The 17,057-nt window shown below is 54.6% G+C and carries 17 protein-coding genes; 6 read left to right on the plus strand and 11 right to left on the minus strand.

Annotated features, from left to right (window positions below):
- Nucleotides 1-139 precede the first annotated feature (139 nt).
- From AC2D8V_RS18005 to cobU, 6 genes are all read right to left on the minus strand, one after another.
- Nucleotides 140-841: a hypothetical protein gene (locus AC2D8V_RS18005; RefSeq protein ID WP_484734976.1), complete on the minus strand. Its 702-nt coding sequence runs from the start codon at nucleotides 839-841 to the stop codon at nucleotides 140-142.
- 85 nt (nucleotides 842-926) lie between these two features.
- Nucleotides 927-1,103: a hypothetical protein gene (locus AC2D8V_RS18010; protein ID WP_484734977.1), complete on the minus strand. Its 177-nt coding sequence runs from the start codon at nucleotides 1,101-1,103 to the stop codon at nucleotides 927-929.
- A 664-nt stretch (nucleotides 1,104-1,767) separates the two neighbouring features.
- The gene (locus tag AC2D8V_RS18015; protein ID WP_484734978.1) at nucleotides 1,768-2,451 is read right to left on the minus strand and encodes a hypothetical protein; all 684 of its coding nucleotides are present in this window, start codon (nucleotides 2,449-2,451) and stop codon (nucleotides 1,768-1,770) included.
- A gap of 556 nt (nucleotides 2,452-3,007) precedes the next feature.
- Nucleotides 3,008-3,688, minus strand: coding sequence for a glutathione S-transferase (locus AC2D8V_RS18020; protein ID WP_484734979.1), 681 nt, complete (start codon nucleotides 3,686-3,688; stop codon nucleotides 3,008-3,010).
- A 58-nt stretch (nucleotides 3,689-3,746) separates the two neighbouring features.
- Nucleotides 3,747-4,328: a histidine phosphatase family protein gene (locus tag AC2D8V_RS18025; protein WP_484734980.1), complete on the minus strand. Its 582-nt coding sequence runs from the start codon at nucleotides 4,326-4,328 to the stop codon at nucleotides 3,747-3,749.
- On the minus strand, nucleotides 4,325-4,846 hold the full coding sequence (cobU, locus tag AC2D8V_RS18030; protein WP_484734981.1) for a bifunctional adenosylcobinamide kinase/adenosylcobinamide-phosphate guanylyltransferase: 522 nt from the start codon (nucleotides 4,844-4,846) through the stop codon (nucleotides 4,325-4,327). Before cobU ends, AC2D8V_RS18025 begins: the two co-directional genes overlap by 4 nt.
- Before the next feature lie 97 nt (nucleotides 4,847-4,943).
- On the opposite strand from cobU, the gene AC2D8V_RS18035 reads away from it, so the two are divergent.
- The 6 genes from AC2D8V_RS18035 to AC2D8V_RS18060 all read left to right on the plus strand — a co-directional run bounded on the left by AC2D8V_RS18035 (nucleotide 4,944) and on the right by AC2D8V_RS18060 (nucleotide 11,548).
- A complete protein-coding gene (locus AC2D8V_RS18035; protein WP_484734982.1) occupies nucleotides 4,944-5,822 on the plus strand; it encodes an RNA polymerase factor sigma-32 in 879 nt (292 codons plus the stop codon).
- Nucleotides 5,823-5,866: 44 nt separating this feature from the next.
- Nucleotides 5,867-6,646 (plus strand): ChaN family lipoprotein, encoded by a 780-nt coding sequence (locus tag AC2D8V_RS18040; RefSeq protein ID WP_484734983.1) that lies wholly within the window; start codon nucleotides 5,867-5,869, stop codon nucleotides 6,644-6,646.
- A 78-nt stretch (nucleotides 6,647-6,724) separates the two neighbouring features.
- Nucleotides 6,725-7,933, plus strand: coding sequence for a bifunctional phosphopantothenoylcysteine decarboxylase/phosphopantothenate--cysteine ligase CoaBC (gene coaBC / locus AC2D8V_RS18045; protein ID WP_484734984.1), 1,209 nt, complete (start codon nucleotides 6,725-6,727; stop codon nucleotides 7,931-7,933).
- A gap of 15 nt (nucleotides 7,934-7,948) precedes the next feature.
- Nucleotides 7,949-8,401, plus strand: a complete 453-nt coding sequence (gene dut / locus AC2D8V_RS18050) for a dUTP diphosphatase (protein ID WP_484734985.1) — start codon at nucleotides 7,949-7,951, stop codon at nucleotides 8,399-8,401.
- Nucleotides 8,401-9,477: a HesA/MoeB/ThiF family protein gene (locus AC2D8V_RS18055; RefSeq protein WP_484734986.1), complete on the plus strand. Its 1,077-nt coding sequence runs from the start codon at nucleotides 8,401-8,403 to the stop codon at nucleotides 9,475-9,477. The genes dut and AC2D8V_RS18055 overlap by 1 nt, the downstream gene beginning before the upstream one ends.
- A 55-nt stretch (nucleotides 9,478-9,532) precedes the next feature.
- On the plus strand, nucleotides 9,533-11,548 hold the full coding sequence (locus tag AC2D8V_RS18060; RefSeq protein WP_484734987.1) for a M3 family metallopeptidase: 2,016 nt from the start codon (nucleotides 9,533-9,535) through the stop codon (nucleotides 11,546-11,548).
- On the opposite strand, the gene AC2D8V_RS18065 is transcribed toward AC2D8V_RS18060, so the two are convergent.
- From AC2D8V_RS18065 to mreC, 5 genes are read right to left on the minus strand one after another with little or no spacing between them, the layout of a single operon-like run.
- Nucleotides 11,549-12,481: a 2-hydroxyacid dehydrogenase gene (locus AC2D8V_RS18065; RefSeq protein WP_484734988.1), complete on the minus strand. Its 933-nt coding sequence runs from the start codon at nucleotides 12,479-12,481 to the stop codon at nucleotides 11,549-11,551.
- 12 nt (nucleotides 12,482-12,493) lie between these two features.
- Nucleotides 12,494-13,633: a rod shape-determining protein RodA gene (rodA, locus tag AC2D8V_RS18070; protein ID WP_484734989.1), complete on the minus strand. Its 1,140-nt coding sequence runs from the start codon at nucleotides 13,631-13,633 to the stop codon at nucleotides 12,494-12,496.
- Nucleotides 13,630-15,573 (minus strand): penicillin-binding protein 2, encoded by a 1,944-nt coding sequence (mrdA, locus tag AC2D8V_RS18075; protein WP_484734990.1) that lies wholly within the window; start codon nucleotides 15,571-15,573, stop codon nucleotides 13,630-13,632. The genes rodA and mrdA overlap by 4 nt, the downstream gene beginning before the upstream one ends.
- Complete coding sequence (locus tag AC2D8V_RS18080) at nucleotides 15,570-16,109, minus strand: rod shape-determining protein MreD (RefSeq protein ID WP_484734991.1); 540 nt, start codon at nucleotides 16,107-16,109, stop codon at nucleotides 15,570-15,572. The genes mrdA and AC2D8V_RS18080 overlap by 4 nt, the downstream gene beginning before the upstream one ends.
- Nucleotides 16,106-16,993 carry a rod shape-determining protein MreC gene (gene mreC, locus AC2D8V_RS18085; protein ID WP_484734992.1) on the minus strand — a complete coding sequence of 296 codons (888 nt, stop codon included), beginning with the start codon at nucleotides 16,991-16,993 and terminating at the stop codon, nucleotides 16,106-16,108. Before mreC ends, AC2D8V_RS18080 begins: the two co-directional genes overlap by 4 nt.
- Nucleotides 16,994-17,057: the final 64 nt, after the last annotated feature.

A 17,057-nucleotide genomic window follows, 5' to 3' on the forward strand; every position in this document is an offset into this window, starting at 1 on the left:
TCCGTAGAACAGTTTTATTATCATGTCTATGGAATGGAAAGGAATGGTCAGAAGTTAATAACAGATTGATACTATTCTTGATGAAATCCGCCTAAAGCCTTACCGTCAATGATCTATTGCTTTGCAAAAAGATCAACCATCAGTCAGTAACAGCTTTCAAACCACGGACGAAACTCATGGCTCGATTCAAATCCAAGGTTCTGAATATTTCACCTCGGTCATCGTTCAGAAAACGGTAATTCGCGGCTTTGCCGTCCCGAAGTATTTCTTTCGAGAATTGCAAACCACATTCATTCAGGAAACCCATGTTAATGCCATAGAACAGACTGCCCTTGTTGTATTGAACATCTTTGGGAATGCCCTGGTCTGAAGCTTGCTGGTATGTTTTGGCGACTTTACTAGGATCAGCAAGTTCATCAGGATCATCTGGGTTCTTCATTTCCTCGGGCAAGGGCTTCCAAAGAAGGACAACTTCTGGCGACATTCCTTTAATGGGATCACTGCCAAAGTACTTCTCACCTAGACTTGCTGACTTTAATTCCACTCCCCACGAAATCATAAAATCAGCATCAAAAATAGTGTCGTAGAAATCAATGAAAACAGCTTCATTAGGCTTTACTGCCGTATAAACAATGCTGTCTGGTTTTTGATTTATTGGAATAACGTCACCATCACTGCTTGCAAATCCACCACTAGCAGGACGAACATAATCCAGTGTTTCATCTGAGTTATTTACGAACCAAACTTCTTCTTGATGCGACTTCTGACCTGACCGGCATGTGAGATAGAAAATTCTCTCAGGATCAGTGCTTTTCGTCAGAAATCGACGCTTCATTTCCATAAAAATCTCCTCAGATATAAATGATGACTCCTACTTTTGAGAAATTCGGTGCAGGTTAGAAAAGAACCGAGGGCATCACACCATTCTATTCAGTATCAATGATGCGTCCTTTATCCATGATCTTATTCAGCATTTCTGCCAATTCACGGTCACCTTTTTCGCCAATCTTAGAGTACCAACGAGAATTTTTCATGTCTTCACTTGTTTCGTCGTTAGTGCAATCTTCTGGTTTCTTTTCACTTTCTTTATTTTTCTCTGTCATAGGTTTTGTTTTCCTTACTCTGAATGGCGTCAGCAATCGATTATCCTGCCTGTTAACCAGTCAAGCAATTAACCATTGGATTAGAGGAGTCGTTCGTCTAGCCAATACGTATGCTATAAATACAACGAGGGAGCCTGACTGACTAAGATATACAATACAATATAGAGAACCGTTATGCCAGGAGACAGTGGTGGATATAGGCATGTGGATACTGAGCAATAGGTATTAACTATAACTCGTCATGAACCTTTCCCTTATCGATCAACCAAACCGATTTGCGTGTGTTTTGTTTCCTAAGGTGATCTAAGTACAGTCTTAAAGCCGCGTGTATGTGTTGAGATCGTGGCATCGAAGGTGACCTATACTCATCAAGCTGACCAAGTAATTCGGCATCAACGTTGAGGTGGATGGGTCTGTACGTCTTTTCATATATCACTGCCATATCACACCACCTCAGTCGCTATCGGACAATATCGTCTATGGGTGTTGATGGTTAGTGAGGGTAATAAATCGAATACACTCACACGCGTCATGTATTTAAAATAATTGATTTTCATTAGATACTTCCTTGAGATAAATTATGAGAATACATATGTATTTATAATAACCAGAACATCGCCGTATGCCTGCCGAGCTTTAGTTTGGAAAAATATCTCACACAAGATTAAAGCTTCTTGCTTGTACCCTTGCCATATATCTCGAATAACTCTGCTTGTGTTTCTTGTGAGAAATTCTTAGCGATTGGATGCCGCAAGAACTTTGAGCAGTAACTAATATCTTCCCAAAGAGTGCTTTCCAACCAAACCTTTTCTTCACAAACGTAAGACTGGATGTATTGAGTCTTGTCGGGATTACGCTCTAAGTGGAAGTCATCATCAACTAATTGTTCAAACTTTTCTTTCGTTCTTGAGGGAACAAGAAAAAGCGAATGGAAGTGCGGCATCTCGGTAATACGTGGTTTGTAGTCACGCGATCCAGGAAAATCAATGAAGCAAAGTGCAAAAGGATGTAGATGGCTTTTGTACGAACGATGGCTGTTTGAAACAATTTGATTTCGGACATGCTGATAAAATTTGTACTGCCACTTATGAGCAATTTTGATTAGTTCTTCTGAGTCTGGATGCCTGCCACTAAAGTTCTTTTTTTCATTTAATACATCTCGGTATTCTTTAGGTAGATCATTAAATTTAGTGGTTATTGAATAGAGGCTTGGCTTGTTTGTGTTCGTTGATTTAACTGTATCTGACGCTTTGTATTTTAACATTACATCATAATTATCTGTGAGTGTTCTTCCAAACTCGTAGGTAGTTGGGATAATACGTTCTGCCGATATTGTTTGATAATTCATTTATGTATCCTTTTCTGGTTTAAATTGCTTTAGACAAAGGTAAATCATTGGCGTTGAAATGAACGCCTTCTCCGTTTTACGGATTGGTTTTTATGGACTATTTTGACCAGAACGCCCTATCTGGCGCTGTAGCAATATACTTCTAAATCAATAGATAATCTCAAATGTCTTTTATTTATAAGTTTGTGTTTTTCGACCGCTTATCCCAGAGAGACAGGCAGCGTTCTATTTATATGCATAAGTACGTATGAGGCGGTCAAAATCGTAAAAAAGCGCATTTTTTTGATATTTATCGATATATTTTTATTTTGAGAGCGGCTTTCGACTTCGCTCTCTGCATAAGGGCGCAGATATGGTTGTTTAATTAATTACATTAGCCTGAAACCGGGCAGGCCGGGGGAAAGGGAACATTGAACTTCAACAGGGCATGCCTCGACCCCTTTGAAAGCAACTGAATAGGTTAGCGACACCGCAAAAATCCTCTGTCTTACCCTTTTGGCAGAACAAGGTTAATCGCTACGTCAGGGATATTGACGAATGGTTAACGGAGAAGCGTTCAAGCCTCGGGCCACGTCGCGGTGGGCGGATAATCGGGGTATGGAAAAGTCGCATAGCTCACCTTTTGACCCAGTTCGCGCCATGCTTTGAAAACGGGATCAGATATGGTTCGTTCACAATAATCGCGAATTTGGTCCGAGACGGGGAGCTCGTAGCCGATGATGCGGGCTGCGACCGGGGCGTAGAACACATCCGCAAGCGAGTAGTCGCCCAACAGCCAGTCTTTGGAACCGGACAGCGACCACGCGGCACTCCAAAGCGTCTCGATCCTTTGTAAGTCAGCGACAACGGCAGCGGAGGGAGCAAAACCAAGGTTGACGTGGTCAAGCTGCATCGGACATGCGCTGCGCAGCGCGCTGAAACCAGACGCCATCTCGGCACAGAGCCATCGCGCGCGCGTTCGCAGCGCGGCATCTGCCGGCCATAGGCCAGCCTCCGGATGCCTTTCCGCCAAAGTTTCCGCCATCGCGAGGGTTTCGCCAATTACGTGGCCATCAGGCGTGCGAAGTACGGGAACCAATCGCGCGGGATGCAACTGTGCCAGATCCTCTGCCATCGTTCCCGAATACAGACCGACCATATGCGTCTGGTAGGGCAGACCGAACTTTTCCAGCATCAGCCAGCCACGTAAGGACCAGCTTGAAAAAGTGCGGTCGCCGATAAACAAGTCATACATCATGCAGGAACGCTAACGGGCTGAATGGCATCCCGCAAATTCCCATTTGTGCGCCGGCAGATCACGGATGATGATTGATTTGATGCATGTCTGCGGACGGGCCATTCCGACTGATTGTTGTGACCGAAAGGTTGTCGATACGGTGTGCGAGCACGTCATACGCCGGAACGGCCAGGGCACGTTGAACTTGTGTCAATATCACGCCGAAATGCGCGACTGCGACGATGTGCGCCGACGGGTACCGCGCAGAAAGATGAGCGACAACTGTATCGACCCGGTGCGATGCCATATTCCAGCTTTCGCCACCCGGCGCCTGAATGTCGCCTGGCGTTTCCCAATATGCGCGACTTAAATCAGGGTCGCGCGCGGAGACCTGTTCAAAGTGCATACCGTCCCAAACCCCAAAGTGAATCTCTCTCAGGCCGGGGTCGTGCGGCAATCTGCGGTGACCAGCACCAGCGATGGCATTAGCCGTGTCAATCGAGCGACAGAGATCTGATGAAATTACAAACGCATCGGTTGGCAGGTGATCGCGCACACGCTTGATGTGCGCGCTATCCGACAGGTCGGCTGGGACATCGCGCCAACCGACCATCGATTTGGCGTGGGTGGGTCCGTGGCGCACCCAGTGCCAGACCGTCACGGCAACGCCCCTTTGAGAATATGAGGCAATCCGGCTGATACCATGATTACACAGTTGCAGTGTTCGGCCAGTGCGATGTTGAGCCTGCCTTGTTCCTCGCGGAATGTCCGCGCCATCGCGTTGTCCGGCACAATACCGTGCCCGACTTCGTTTGATACGATCACGACCGGTGCAGCACAGGCGTCGATTGCAGTCAGCAGGTTGCGCCGGGCAGTGGAGAGGTCGCAATCGTCCATCATTTGGTTTGTCAGCCACATCGTCGCACAGTCCACCAGTACAGCCTGAGTCGAACTCCGGGCGCCAAGAGGTTCGGAGAGGTCCAGGTCTGCCTCAATATTGAGCCAGTCATCATTTCTGCGTGATTGATGCAGCTTTATTTTTGTTTCCATTTCGGCATCAAACGACCGTGATGTTGCCAGGTAAACAGGTTCTAAGCCGCTGTTTAGCAGAAGGTTTTCTGCAAAGCCGGATTTTCCCGAAGCAGCGCCACCTAGAACGAGTGTGGATTTTGGCAACATTTCTTAAACCTTTCCGGTGAACCAATCGGCTGTACAGTGCGTATCTATATCGATTGTGCACGGCAAGGTGTGCTTCATCTGACTGGGAGATGTCGCTATGGCTTTGGATACGGCAAGAGATATGTCGCTTTCGCGGACCGCAATGAAGGCTGAACTTCTGGACGCGGAAACAGAACTTAAACTCGCATACGCTTGGCGCGATGAACGATGTGAAGCATCGTTGCATCGGTTGATCACCGCATACATGCGGTTGGCGATTTCGATGGCATCGAAATTCAAGCGTTATGGCGCGCCAATGAACGACCTGATTCAGGAAGCAGGTCTGGGCTTGATGAAAGCCGCTGATAAATTCGACCCTGATCGTGGTGTACGCTTTTCCACCTATGCCGTGTGGTGGATCAAGGCGTCAATTCAGGATTACGTCATGCGGAACTGGTCCATGGTGCGGACCGGATCCACATCATCGCAAAAATCTTTGTTTTTCAACATGCGGCGCGTGCAGGCGCGACTTGAGCGTGAGAGCGCTGCGGCTGGTGAGGTGCTGGATCGTCACCAGCTCCGTCAGATGATTTCGACAGAGATCGGTGTGCCGTTGCACGATGTTGAGATGATGGAAGGGCGTCTGTCCGGTTCGGACTACTCGCTGAATGCTACCCAGTCGACCGAAGATGAAGGTCGCGAGTGGATTGACGCACTTGAAGATGACAGCGCACAGGCTGCTGAAACTGTCGAGCATCAGCATGACACCGAGCAGTTGCGCGACTGGCTGCTGCAAGCCATGAACGATTTGAACGAGCGCGAACGGTTCATCGTGCGCGAGCGAAAATTGCGCGATGCACCTCGCACGCTGGAAAGTTTGGGACAGGAACTGAAGCTCAGCAAGGAGCGGGTTCGTCAACTTGAAGCCGCTGCATTCGGCAAGATGCGGAAGTCGTTGGAAAATCAGTCCAAGGAAGTGCTGCATTTCCTCGCCTGATGATTGGGTGGTGGACATCTCTCAGACACATGGGCGCGGTCTTGGTGACCGCGCCCGTTTTGTTGGTGTTGGCGGACGCGTCGCTTGCAAGGGACGCTAACCTGCCAACCGCCGATATCCTGTTTATCGGGGAACAGCACGACAATCCGCACCATCACGCAGCGCAAGCGAGATATGTTACAGAGATCAAACCCGCCGCACTTGTCTTTGAGATGATTAGCCCCGCCCATGCGGCCAGTGTTGAGCCTGCCCACCGCTTGGATCCGGACAAGCTCGAAGCCTTGCTTGAATGGGAGACGTCCGGCTGGCCAGATTTCGACATGTATTTTCCCATCTTCGCCGCAGCGCCCGAGGCGCAGATTTATGGTGCAAGTGTTTCACGAGAACAATTGCGTGCTGTGGTGATGGGAGAGGCAGCAGACGGTGTCGTGGGCGAATTGGTTGCACGGTTCGGCTTGAACATGCCGCTTGCACCGGAACAGCAGGCCGCGCGCGAAGCACTGCAGCGAGAAAGCCATTGCAACGCTTTGCCAGAAAATATGTTGCCGGGCATGGTTGATGCCCAAAGAGTGCGTGATGCAGCGTTGGCGCAGGCCGCGCTGAACGCATTGGACCAGACAGGTGGCCCAGTCGTCGTCATCACCGGCAATGGTCACGCTCGGACGGATTGGGGCGCACCGTTTCTCGTGACACTGGCGGAACCTGAGGTATCAGTTCATGCGATCGGACAGGGCGAAGCCGGTGCGCCGCCGCCGGGTGTGTTCTCGTCCGTCGAAGACCAACCAAGCGTGGTGCGCGATGATCCGTGCGCGGCCTTTCGTTGAGTCCATTGGCGGGGCTGGCGTACCGTCGCTGCGGCGCCTATGGTCGGGGGCAAGTTATACCACGCACGGGCGACCCTGATGCTCCAAGGCAAACACATCCTGTTGATCATCGGCGGCGGCATTGCTGCCTATAAATCGCTTGATCTTATACGGCGTCTGCGCGAACGCGGCGTGACCGTCACGCCAGTGATGACCGCTGCAGCGAATGAGTTCGTGACCCCTCTGGCGGTTTCTGCCTTGGCTGGGTCGAAAGTTTACACAGACTTGTTTGACCTGACCGACGAAGCAGAGATGGGCCACATTCAGTTAAGCCGCGTGGCAGACCTGGTCGTTGTCGCGCCTGCGACCGCAGACTTGATGGCAAAAATGGCGCAGGGTTTGGCTGGTGATTTGGCCACCACATTGCTGCTGGCAACCGACACGCCTGTGCTGGTGGCTCCGGCAATGAACGTGCGGATGTGGCAACACCCTGCAACGCAGCGCAATCTCGATACACTGCGCGGCGATGGCGTTCTGTTTGCAGGCCCGAATGACGGTGACATGGCGTGCGGCGAGTTCGGGCCGGGACGGATGTCGGAACCTTTGGAAATCGTGGCCGCGGTCGAGCGATTTTTTGAAAATGGTCCACTTTCGGGCCGCCGGATACTCGTTACTTCGGGTCCGACGCATGAGCCGATTGATCCGGTGCGTTACATCGCCAACAGCTCGTCGGGCGCGCAGGGCACCGCCATCGCCCATGAACTGTCCGCGCTTGGTGCTGAGGTGGTTTTCGTCACGGGGCCGGCGTCGGTCGCGCCGCCTGTGGCCGCCGAAGTCGTGAAAGTGGAGACCGCGCAGCAGATGTTGGATGCGGTAACCGCCGCCTTGCCGTGTGATGTCGCAATTTTTGCAGCCGCCGTTGCGGATTGGCGCGTCACCCATGCGAGCACGCAAAAACTCAAGAAAACCCGCGAGGGCAGCCCGGAACTGAGTTTCTCTGAAAATCCGGACATCCTTGCCACCGTTTCGAAGATGGAGGAGGGACGACCTCCGCTTGTAATCGGCTTTGCAGCAGAAACCGATGATGTCGAGGCAAATGCAACGGCCAAGCGGTTGCGCAAAGGGTGCGACTGGATTGTTGCCAATGACGTTTCGCCCGCCACTGGGATCATGGGCGGCGCTGAAAATGCCGTAACGGTAATTGACGAAAACGGCGCGGACATCTGGCCGCGCATGTCCAAAATGCAGGTGGCGCGAAAACTGGCAGACCGTATCGCTGCCTCCCTCGCTGCCTCGTCTGGTTCATGACGGCGAAAGACACAAATGACACTGATCAAGATCACCCGCGCGTCTTCTGCGGACCCGGACATCGCGCTACCCTCATATGAATCCAAGGGCGCCGCGGGCGCTGATGTTCGCGCCAATTTGCCGGGGGCGTCGATCACACTTGCACCCGGTGACCGGGCGCTCATCCCCACGGGTTTGCATATGGAAATCCCGGAAGGTTTTGAAGTTCAGGTAAGACCGCGGTCCGGTCTTGCGCTCAAACACGGTATCACGCTGGTGAACAGCCCCGGCACGATCGATAGCGACTACCGCGGACCGGTCGGCGTGATCCTGATGAACGCGGGCTCGGAGTCTTTCGAGGTCTTGCACGGCATGCGGATAGCGCAATTGGTTGTCGCACCTGTCGTGCAGGCTAACTTCGAAGAAGTAGCGGACCTGAGCACAACCGTTCGCGGGTCCGGCGGGTTTGGCTCTACCGGGGGACAGTAATGATACTGGTACTAGCAATTGCCGTCTTGCTTTGGGTTGTCGGTCACTTCATGGGCGCACCTCGACAAGCAAGGTGGAGCATGATTGGCCTGCTCTACATCGCGGTGCTTGGTATTCAGATTGCATTTCCGGACGGGCACCCGTTGCGGCTGGCGACCGGAGAAAGCCCTGCGCTCTGGCTCATACTAGGTGGTTTTGCGTTGCTGGCCGTCCTGTATCGGGCGGGATTGACACGTTTGCGCGCCCGCGCCGCGCTAAGTGATGCGCAGGAACAGGATGCGGCCGCTGCGACGTCGGGCGGCTTTCGAGAAACCGAACTGAACCGCTATGCGCGCCATATCGTTCTGCGCGAGATAGGCGGCATCGGCCAGAAGGCGCTAAAAGACAGCAAGATACTGGTCATTGGTGCGGGGGGGCTTGGCGCGCCGGTGTTGCAGTATCTTGCGGCCGCCGGTGTCGGCACCATTGGCGTCCTGGACGATGATGTGGTAGAGAATACAAACCTTCAGCGGCAGGTCATCCACGCGGACAAATCCATCGGGATGCCCAAGGTGTTTTCTGCGCAAGCCGAGATGGAAGCGCAAAACCCGTTTGTCACCGTTCGACCTTATCATCGCAAACTAACCTCAGAAATTGCGGGTGAACTATTCGGCGAGTATGATTTGGTGGTGGATGGCACCGACAACTTCGACACGCGGTATCTGGTGAACGAGACGGCGGTACGGGCGGGCATCCCGCTCATATCTGGTGCCCTAAGCCAATGGGAAGGGCAACTGAGTGTGTTTGATCCTGCAAATGGCGCGCCGTGTTACCGCTGCGTTTTCGACCAGGCACCTGCGGCTGAACTCGCACCATCATGTGCCGAAGCTGGTGTGCTGGGGCCTCTGCCCGGTGTGATCGGGTCGATGATGGCCGTAGAAGCGATCAAGGTTTTGACCGGCGCGGGCACGGTGTTGCGGGGCCAGATGTACATCTATGACGCGCTGTACGGTGAAAGCCGTTCGATTCGTATCGCCCGCCGCGACGACTGCCCAACATGCGGTGCAGGCGCGCGTGCCACCGGCTCTGATGGGTGACCCATTGTACCGCCCCTTGCGCGCCCCTAGCTATGTCTAAATACAGGAGAGCCCAATGACCAACCCGCTTTTGCAAGACTGGGATACGCCATTTCGGATGGCACCGTTCGACCGCATTTCAGACGAGGATTTTGCGCCTGCGATGGAGGTTGCGCTCGCAGAGCACACGGCAGAGATTGATGCCATTGCGACCAACGAGGACTCGCCTGATTTCGCGAACACAATCGAAGCGTTGGAGGCGGCGGGAAAGTCGCTCGACAAAGTGCTCAGCGTATTTTTCAGCGTGGCAGGGGCGGACAGCAACCCGACACGAGAGGCGCTGCAGCGTGAGTTTTCCCCCAAGCTTGCCGCGCATTTTGCAGAGATTTCCAGTAACAAGGCGCTTTTCGAAAGGGTTGCCGCTGTCTGGAACACCCGTGACTCAGTCGATCTGACGGACGAGCAGGCGCGCGTACTGATGCTGACCCATCGCGGTTTTGTCCGGTCTGGTGCAGCGCTCACTGGCGCGGCTGAGACACGTATAAAGGAAATCAAGAGCCGTTTGGCGGTATTAGGCACTCAATTCACGCAAAATCTGCTGGCCGATGAACGCGATTGGTTCATGCCGCTGGAGGATAACGATCTCGAAGGTCTGCCGGAATTTGTCGTTGATGCAGCGCGCGCAGCAGGGAAAGAGAAAGGCGTAGAAGGCCCTGTCGTGACCCTTTCACGGTCTTTGATCACGCCTTTCCTGCAATTTAGCCCGCGTCGGGACTTGCGCCGTCGCGCCTTTGAGGCGTGGGCCGCGCGCGGTGCGAATGGTGGCAAAACCGACAACCGCGAAATCGCTGCAGAAATCTTGGCACTGCGTGAAGAACGGGCACAGCTTTTGGGGTACGAAACCTTCGCTGATTTCAAGCTTGAGACAGAGATGGCCAAAACGCCCGACGCCGTGCGTGGCCTGCTGATGGAGGTGTGGGCGCCGGCGCGCGAGCAGGCTTTGCAAGATGCGGAAAAGCTGACGGCGATGATGCATGCCGATGGAATAAACGATGATCTGGCGGCGTGGGATTGGCGGTACTACGCAGAAAAGCGCCGGGCGGCGGAGCATGATCTGGATGAGGCTGCTCTCAAACCCTATTTCCAATTGGACAAGATGATCGAAGCGTCATTTGCCTGTGCCAACCGCCTGTTTGGGCTTGAGTTCGCGCCTTTGGATGTACCGCTCTATCATACGGATTGCCGCGCATGGGAGGTGACCCGCAATGGCGTACATGTAGCCGTGTTCATCGGCGACTATTTCGCACGTGGCTCGAAACGGTCGGGCGCATGGTGTTCGGCAATGCGCAGTCAGGCAAAATTTCCGGATGCGCAACGCCCGGTCGTCATCAATGTTTGCAATTTCGCCAAAGGCGAACCCGCTTTGTTGTCTTATGATGACGCGCGGACGCTGTTTCACGAATTCGGTCACGCTTTGCACCAGATGCTGTCGAATGTGACCTATGAAAGCGTGTCCGGTACGTCGGTTGCGCGTGATTTCGTCGAATTGCCAAGCCAGCTTTACGAGCACTGGCTTGAAGTGCCGGAAGTGCTTTCGGAATACGCAGTACACGCGCGCACGGGTGAGCCAATGCCTCAAGCCTTGCTCGACAAGGTTTTGGCCGCCGCGACTTACGATATGGGCTTTCAAACCGTGGAATATGTCGCCTCGGCATTGGTAGATCTGGCATTTCACGACCGTAAAGCTCCGACTGACCCGATGGCTCGACAGCGCGAGATTCTGGCAGAGATCGGCATGCCGGACGCTATTTCGATGCGTCATGCGACGCCACATTTTGCACATGTCTTTGCAGGCGACGGGTATTCCAGTGGCTATTACAGCTATATGTGGTCCGAAGTGATGGATGCAGATGCTTTTGAGGCTTTCGAGGAAGCCGGAGGCGCGTTTGATCCGGATCGCGCTGCCGCGTTGGAAGAGCATATCCTCTCTACAGGAGGCAGCGCGGACGCCGCCGAGCTTTACACGGCCTTCCGTGGCAGAATGCCAGGCGTTGATGCCTTGCTGAGAGGACGGGGTCTGGCCGCGGAGTGATCAGTACCCGCGGTGACGATCCACGAGGTTTGGGAGGGGCGCGCCCTCTTCACTCAGCCGGATTGTGTCGGCGATGACCTGCGTGGCCGTTTCGGCGTTTGTCTCAGCCGCTATGTGCGGTGTCACGGTTACGTTGGGATGGGCCCAGTAAGGGTGTTCTTGTGGAAGCGGTTCGGTTCTGAAAACATCGAGTGTGGCATGCGCAACGCGGCCACTATCGAGTGCCTCAATCAAAGCGGCGTCATCGATCAATGGCCCGCGTCCGGGATTGATGATTTTGGCCCCGACTGGAAGCAATGCCAAAGTCTCGGCATTCAGCGTGTTTTCTGTATCCGCGGTATCGGGCATCAAGAGGACGACAATCTCTGCCGACTGAAGCGCTCGGGAGAGCCCCTCCTGCCCGCTATACGTCGTGATGCCATCAAGTGTCTTGGCGCTCCTGCTCCATCCGCTCACAGCAAAGCCTAAGTCCCGCAAAGCCGTTGCAGCGGCCCGGCCAAGCGCGCCAAGACCCAGAACGCAGACCTGCCGGTGACCGATATAAGGCGGCGACTCAGGCGTCCACTGGTTGTCCGGATTGTTGATATGCGCATCCATCCCGAGGTGATAGCGCAAGACATGTCCGACCACCCATGCCGTCATTGACCGTGTCATACCCGGATCCACCATGCGCACCAACGGCATGGTTAGCGTATCATTCGTTACAATGCTTTCGACCCCCGCCCAAAGGCTGATCACTGCCTTTGTGTGCGTGTACGGCGTGAAATCCTGCAACGAAGAAGTCGGTGCGTAGACGATGTAGTCGACAGTCTCGGGAACAGCGCTGGTCACCAGCTGAACGTCTGGGAAAATTTCTGTCAGCGCCTGTTTGAGTGGCGTGCCGTAATGGTGCCAGTTATCGTTACTGGCGGCGAACAGAACGGTCAAAGTCATGCAGTGAAAGCCTTATCTTGGGCGGTGGACGTGCGCGCTTTGCATCAGGCCAAAGGCAAGCATCAGCACCAGCATTGCAGATCCGCCATAACTGACGAGTGGCAGCGGAACGCCGACAACAGGGGCCATGCCCATGACCATCGACATGTTGACGGCAAAGAACAAAAAGAAGTTCAAAGCGATGCCGAGGGTGAGCAACGAGGAGAAGCGGTCTTTGTTCAACAGTGCAGACCAGACGCAAAAGACGATAATAAGGCCGTAGAGGCACAGCAGAGAGATTGCGCCGACAAAGCCGAATTCTTCCGCCAGTGTTGTGAAAATGAAGTCGGTGTGTTTTTCGGGAAGGAAGTTCAGCCGGCTTTGCGTGCCTTGCATAAAACCGCGCCCTGTCCACCCACCAGAGCCCAGAGCGATTTGTGATTGCGTGATGTGATAGCCCGCGCCAAGAGGATCGGTGCTGGGGTCCAGAAAGGTGTCGATGCGGCGGAATTGATAGTCTTTGATCAATTGCCACGGCGTGCCTCGCGACTGGAACACAGCACCGACTAGACCAACAGCTGCAGCAATAACGGCTGCGAAATAGGCCCAGTGAACACCCGCAAGGAACATCAAACCGCCCCCTGCAGTCAGCAAGAGTATAGATGTGCCAAGGTCAGGTTGTTTCAGCACCAAAAGGACCGGCACAATAATGATAGCGACAGGCAAGATAACCCAGAAGGGCCGCGAAACCTTGTTGGCTGGCAGCCAGTCGTAGTAGGCCGCCAGTAACATCACCAAAGTAATTTTCATTAATTCGGACGGTTGCAGGCGCATAAAGCCAAGGTCGATCCAGCGTTGTGCTCCCATGCCGACGGTGCCGAAAAGCTCGACTGCGACCAGCAAGAGCAGTGTTACCAGATACGCGGCACCGGATAGACTGCGCCAAAACCAGATTGGCACCATTGCCACTCCGAGCATGAGCGCAAAGCCTAACGCAAATCTCTTCATCTGTGGCTCCGCCCAAGGCGTAAATGAACCACCGGCGACCGAGTATAGCATGAGAAAACCGGCACCAGCCACGGATGCCAGCAACACGGCAACGGGCCAGTTCAGATAAAAAATCTTGCGAAATCCGGTTGGGGTCGATTTGACCGCGTATTCCAAATAGCTCATGCCTGATCACGCCCCACGAAATTGGCCTGAGGTTGGATGGCCCGCAGCTTTTCTTGCTGCGCTTCGATCCTTTCACGGTCTTTCGACGGATAGGCTTCCAGCGGCGGTGGTCCACCGTAGAGTGCCTGCAACGTGATGTCCCGCGCGATCGGAGCGGCCGCTCTTGATCCGCCGCCGCCGTGCTCGACAACGACTGCGACAGCTACCTTGGGCACGTCATATGGCGCAAAGTTCACAAACAAAGCATGGTCGCGGCGCTCCCACGGCAAGTCTTCGTTGCGGATGACACCCGCACGACGCTCTGCTGCAGTAATGTTTCGAACCTGACTGGTGCCGGTCTTGCCGGCCATTCGTACGCTGTCTTCTATAACTCTTGAGCCATAGGCAGTACCACGGCGGTCATTGACCACGGCAAACATTGCCCGGCGCATTTTGCGCAGGTTGTTCTCGTTCATGCCCAAGGAATCACCGCCGCGTAGTGGCTCTTCGATACCGTCGACCGATTTGACCAATCGTGGCTCCACCGACCGACCGGTGGCAATGCGCGCGCTCATCACCGCAAGCTGCAAGGGCGAGGCCAGCAAAAAGCCCTGACCGATAGAGGCGTTGACCGTATCGCCCACGCGCCACGGCTGGCCGTGGTTGATCTGCTTCCACTCCATGGTCGGTGTCAGACCTTCGGCTACAGCAGACATCGGGACATCATGTCGTTGCCCCAGTCCAAACCGTTTCGCCATGGCGCTGATCTTTTCAATGCCGACCTTGATCGCAAGATCGTAATAGTAAATGTCGCAGGAGCGTTTCAGCGATGTTTCGAGGTCCACCCATCCGTGGCCCCCACGCTTCCAGCAGTGAAAGCGACGACCCGACACTTCCATATGACCCGGGCAATATACCGTTTCATCCGGTCCGATGAGCCCTGCTTCGAGCGCGGCCATCGCGGTGACCATTTTGAAGGTGGAGCCCGGCGGATAGAGGCCCTGCACGGTCTTGCTGGCCAGCGGTCGGTACTTGTTGCCCGTAAGTTCGCTGTAGTCTTTTGATGAAATCCCGCGGACGAAGAGATTAGGGTCAAACGTCGGAGCGGACGCACAAGCCAGCAGGTCGCCCGAATCGCAATCAATGATCACGGCAGAGGCACTTTCGCCCGTGAGCCGAGCCTGTACATAGCCTTGCAGCGCAGAATCGATGCTAAGCTGAATGTCCGAGCCTGGCGTACCCTCACGGCGTTCAAGCTCGCGCATGACACGGCCCGCGGCGTTTACCTCGACCTGCTTGGCCCCGGCCTTGCCCCGCAAAAGGGGTTCCAGTTTGGTCTCGACCCCGACTTTGCCAATCTGAAAGCGCGGTATCATCAGAACAGGTTCCGGGTCCTGGATCTTAGACAGGTCGTAGTCTGACACGGGTCCGACATATCCCAACACATGGGCAAAATCAGATCCTTGCGGGTAGACGCGGCTTAGCCCGACTTCTGGGGTGATACCGGGCAGGGCGGGCGCATTGACCGACACTCGGCTAATGTCGTCCCACGTCACATCCGATGCGACCGTAACAGGCAAAAATGGCGCAGACCGCTTCATTTCCTGTTTCACACGCTCGATCGTTTCTTCATCGAGTGTGATGATCTTTGACAATCGTTTCAGGGCCGCGTCGGGGTCACCCGCATCTTCCCGAACGATGACGATGCGGTAGGACGGCGCATTTTGCGCCAACCGTATGCCGTTGCGGTCAAAAACCTCTCCACGCGAGGGTGGGATCAGGCGTATATTGATCCGGTTCTCTTCAGCCAGCAGGCGAAATTGGTCAGCCTGTTCAACCTGTAAAAACCGCATGCGTGCGGCCAGACCACCCATGAATAGCAATTGGGCACCGCCGAGCAGAGCAGCGCGCCGGGAAATCCTGCCGTGGCTGAAGTCTGTTTCTGCACGCGTCCGTCTCACGCGAGACCTCCTGTACTGTCCAGTTCACCGGGTGCCAATTTGCGCACTCCCAGCACCCCGTGGGTGATTGCCACCACAATCGGGTAAAACACCAACGTCATCATAAGCTCAAATGCCGACAGACCAAAGGCCGGTGTGGGTACCAAAGTGAGCATCAGGCCCAGTCGATACGCAATTGTGATCCCCAACACGACGATGCAGACGGCAAGCCACTCGCTGGCAAAGCTGCTGTCGCGCAATCCGCGCGCACGCGACTTCAGATGTTCGCAGCCCATGAGTGCCAAGAGCGCCCACAAACCGGGGGGGCGCTGGAGCAGCAGGTCCGCCAGCAAGAACAAAGCGGCGAGCGCTGTAGCGGGAACAAAATCCGGGCGACGCACGGACCACGCGCAGGCGAAAGCCAGAACCAGATCGGGCCCAACCCACCTGCGTGGCGTTGTTTCCAAGGGGAGGAGGTGGAAAAACAGCACGATGCACACTACAAGTGCAAACGTCAGCCGCATGCCCCAAAGTCTTGTGAATGTCTGCTCGTTCACTGAATAGCCTCCGGATCTTGGGGCAACTGTGGGCCAATCAATTCAGCTGTATCCGATACGGGCGCGGTTCCGTGATGCCGCAGTACTCTGAGAAACTCCAGTCGCTGGTAATCTGCAGCGAGACGCACGCGTTGCTTCCCGTTGGGATCAACCGCAACCTGCCCGATCAACAGACCGGCAGGAAACACGCCACCATCGCCGGAACTGACCACACGGTGCCCTGGGCGGACCTGATCGCTATCCTCCAGAAAGTCGATAAGCGGCGCTGCGGAATTGTCTCCTGAAACGATTACGCGTTGGCCCGACGGCTGGATGATTGCAGGGATGCGGCTTGAGGCATCGGTAAGCAGGATTACGCGCGCTGTATTATCAGCAACGCCAAGGATTCGTCCCACTAACCCGATACCGTCCATTGTAGCCCAGCCATCGACCAGCCCATCACGAGCACCGACGTTCAGCAAGACCGATTGGCGGAACGGCGATCCGCTGTCGGCCAGTACTACACCGGTAATGTAGGTCAGCCGTGGATCAAGCCGTACGTTGTTTAAATCAAGAAGCCGTGCGTTTTCCTGTTCCAGCTGCAGCGCCGCTTCTTTCCATGCCTGCATCCGGCGCAATTCTGACCGAAGCTCGCGATTTTGCTGGGCCAGCCGTTGGTAACTCTCAAAGTCTTTCAAAAGGTTAATCGTGCCCGTGACCGGAGCCATGGCCCACGTCAGGTTCGGTACGAACCGGTCGGTTACGGCGGCGCGGAATCTTTCCACGCGCGGGCTGTCGATGCGCCAGACAAGAAATACCCCGAGCAGGCAGAGGATCAGCACGCTCAGCAGCAACCGGCGCAGAGGGCCGGTAAAATCGCTCGCTTGTGACTTTTCCTTCGCCATCTGGCGCGTGCCTCCTGCCCCGGATCAGGCAGGGCATTCCTGCCGCTTGCGGGGATAATCGAGC

The organism is Roseobacter sp. YIN89 (assembly GCF_057219365.1).

What these genes read in the sequence shown, in the direction of transcription:
- AC2D8V_RS18065 (WP_484734988.1), bottom strand. Translation starts at nt 12,481, where the DNA reads ATGACTTTGACCGTTCTGTTCGCCGCCAGTAACGATAACTGGCACCAT.
- dut (WP_484734985.1), top strand. Translation starts at nt 7,949, where the DNA reads ATGACACTGATCAAGATCACCCGCGCGTCTTCTGCGGACCCGGACATC.
- AC2D8V_RS18010 (WP_484734977.1), bottom strand. Translation starts at nt 1,103, where the DNA reads ATGACAGAGAAAAATAAAGAAAGTGAAAAGAAACCAGAAGATTGCACT.
- AC2D8V_RS18005 (WP_484734976.1), bottom strand. Translation starts at nt 841, where the DNA reads ATGGAAATGAAGCGTCGATTTCTGACGAAAAGCACTGATCCTGAGAGA.
- cobU (WP_484734981.1), bottom strand. Translation starts at nt 4,846, where the DNA reads ATGTTGCCAAAATCCACACTCGTTCTAGGTGGCGCTGCTTCGGGAAAA.
- AC2D8V_RS18060 (WP_484734987.1), top strand. Translation starts at nt 9,533, where the DNA reads ATGACCAACCCGCTTTTGCAAGACTGGGATACGCCATTTCGGATGGCA.
- coaBC (WP_484734984.1), top strand. Translation starts at nt 6,725, where the DNA reads ATGCTCCAAGGCAAACACATCCTGTTGATCATCGGCGGCGGCATTGCT.
- AC2D8V_RS18015 (WP_484734978.1), bottom strand. Translation starts at nt 2,451, where the DNA reads ATGAATTATCAAACAATATCGGCAGAACGTATTATCCCAACTACCTAC.
- mreC (WP_484734992.1), bottom strand. Translation starts at nt 16,993, where the DNA reads ATGGCGAAGGAAAAGTCACAAGCGAGCGATTTTACCGGCCCTCTGCGC.
- AC2D8V_RS18035 (WP_484734982.1), top strand. Translation starts at nt 4,944, where the DNA reads ATGGCTTTGGATACGGCAAGAGATATGTCGCTTTCGCGGACCGCAATG.
- rodA (WP_484734989.1), bottom strand. Translation starts at nt 13,633, where the DNA reads ATGAGCTATTTGGAATACGCGGTCAAATCGACCCCAACCGGATTTCGC.
- AC2D8V_RS18020 (WP_484734979.1), bottom strand. Translation starts at nt 3,688, where the DNA reads ATGATGTATGACTTGTTTATCGGCGACCGCACTTTTTCAAGCTGGTCC.
- AC2D8V_RS18055 (WP_484734986.1), top strand. Translation starts at nt 8,401, where the DNA reads ATGATACTGGTACTAGCAATTGCCGTCTTGCTTTGGGTTGTCGGTCAC.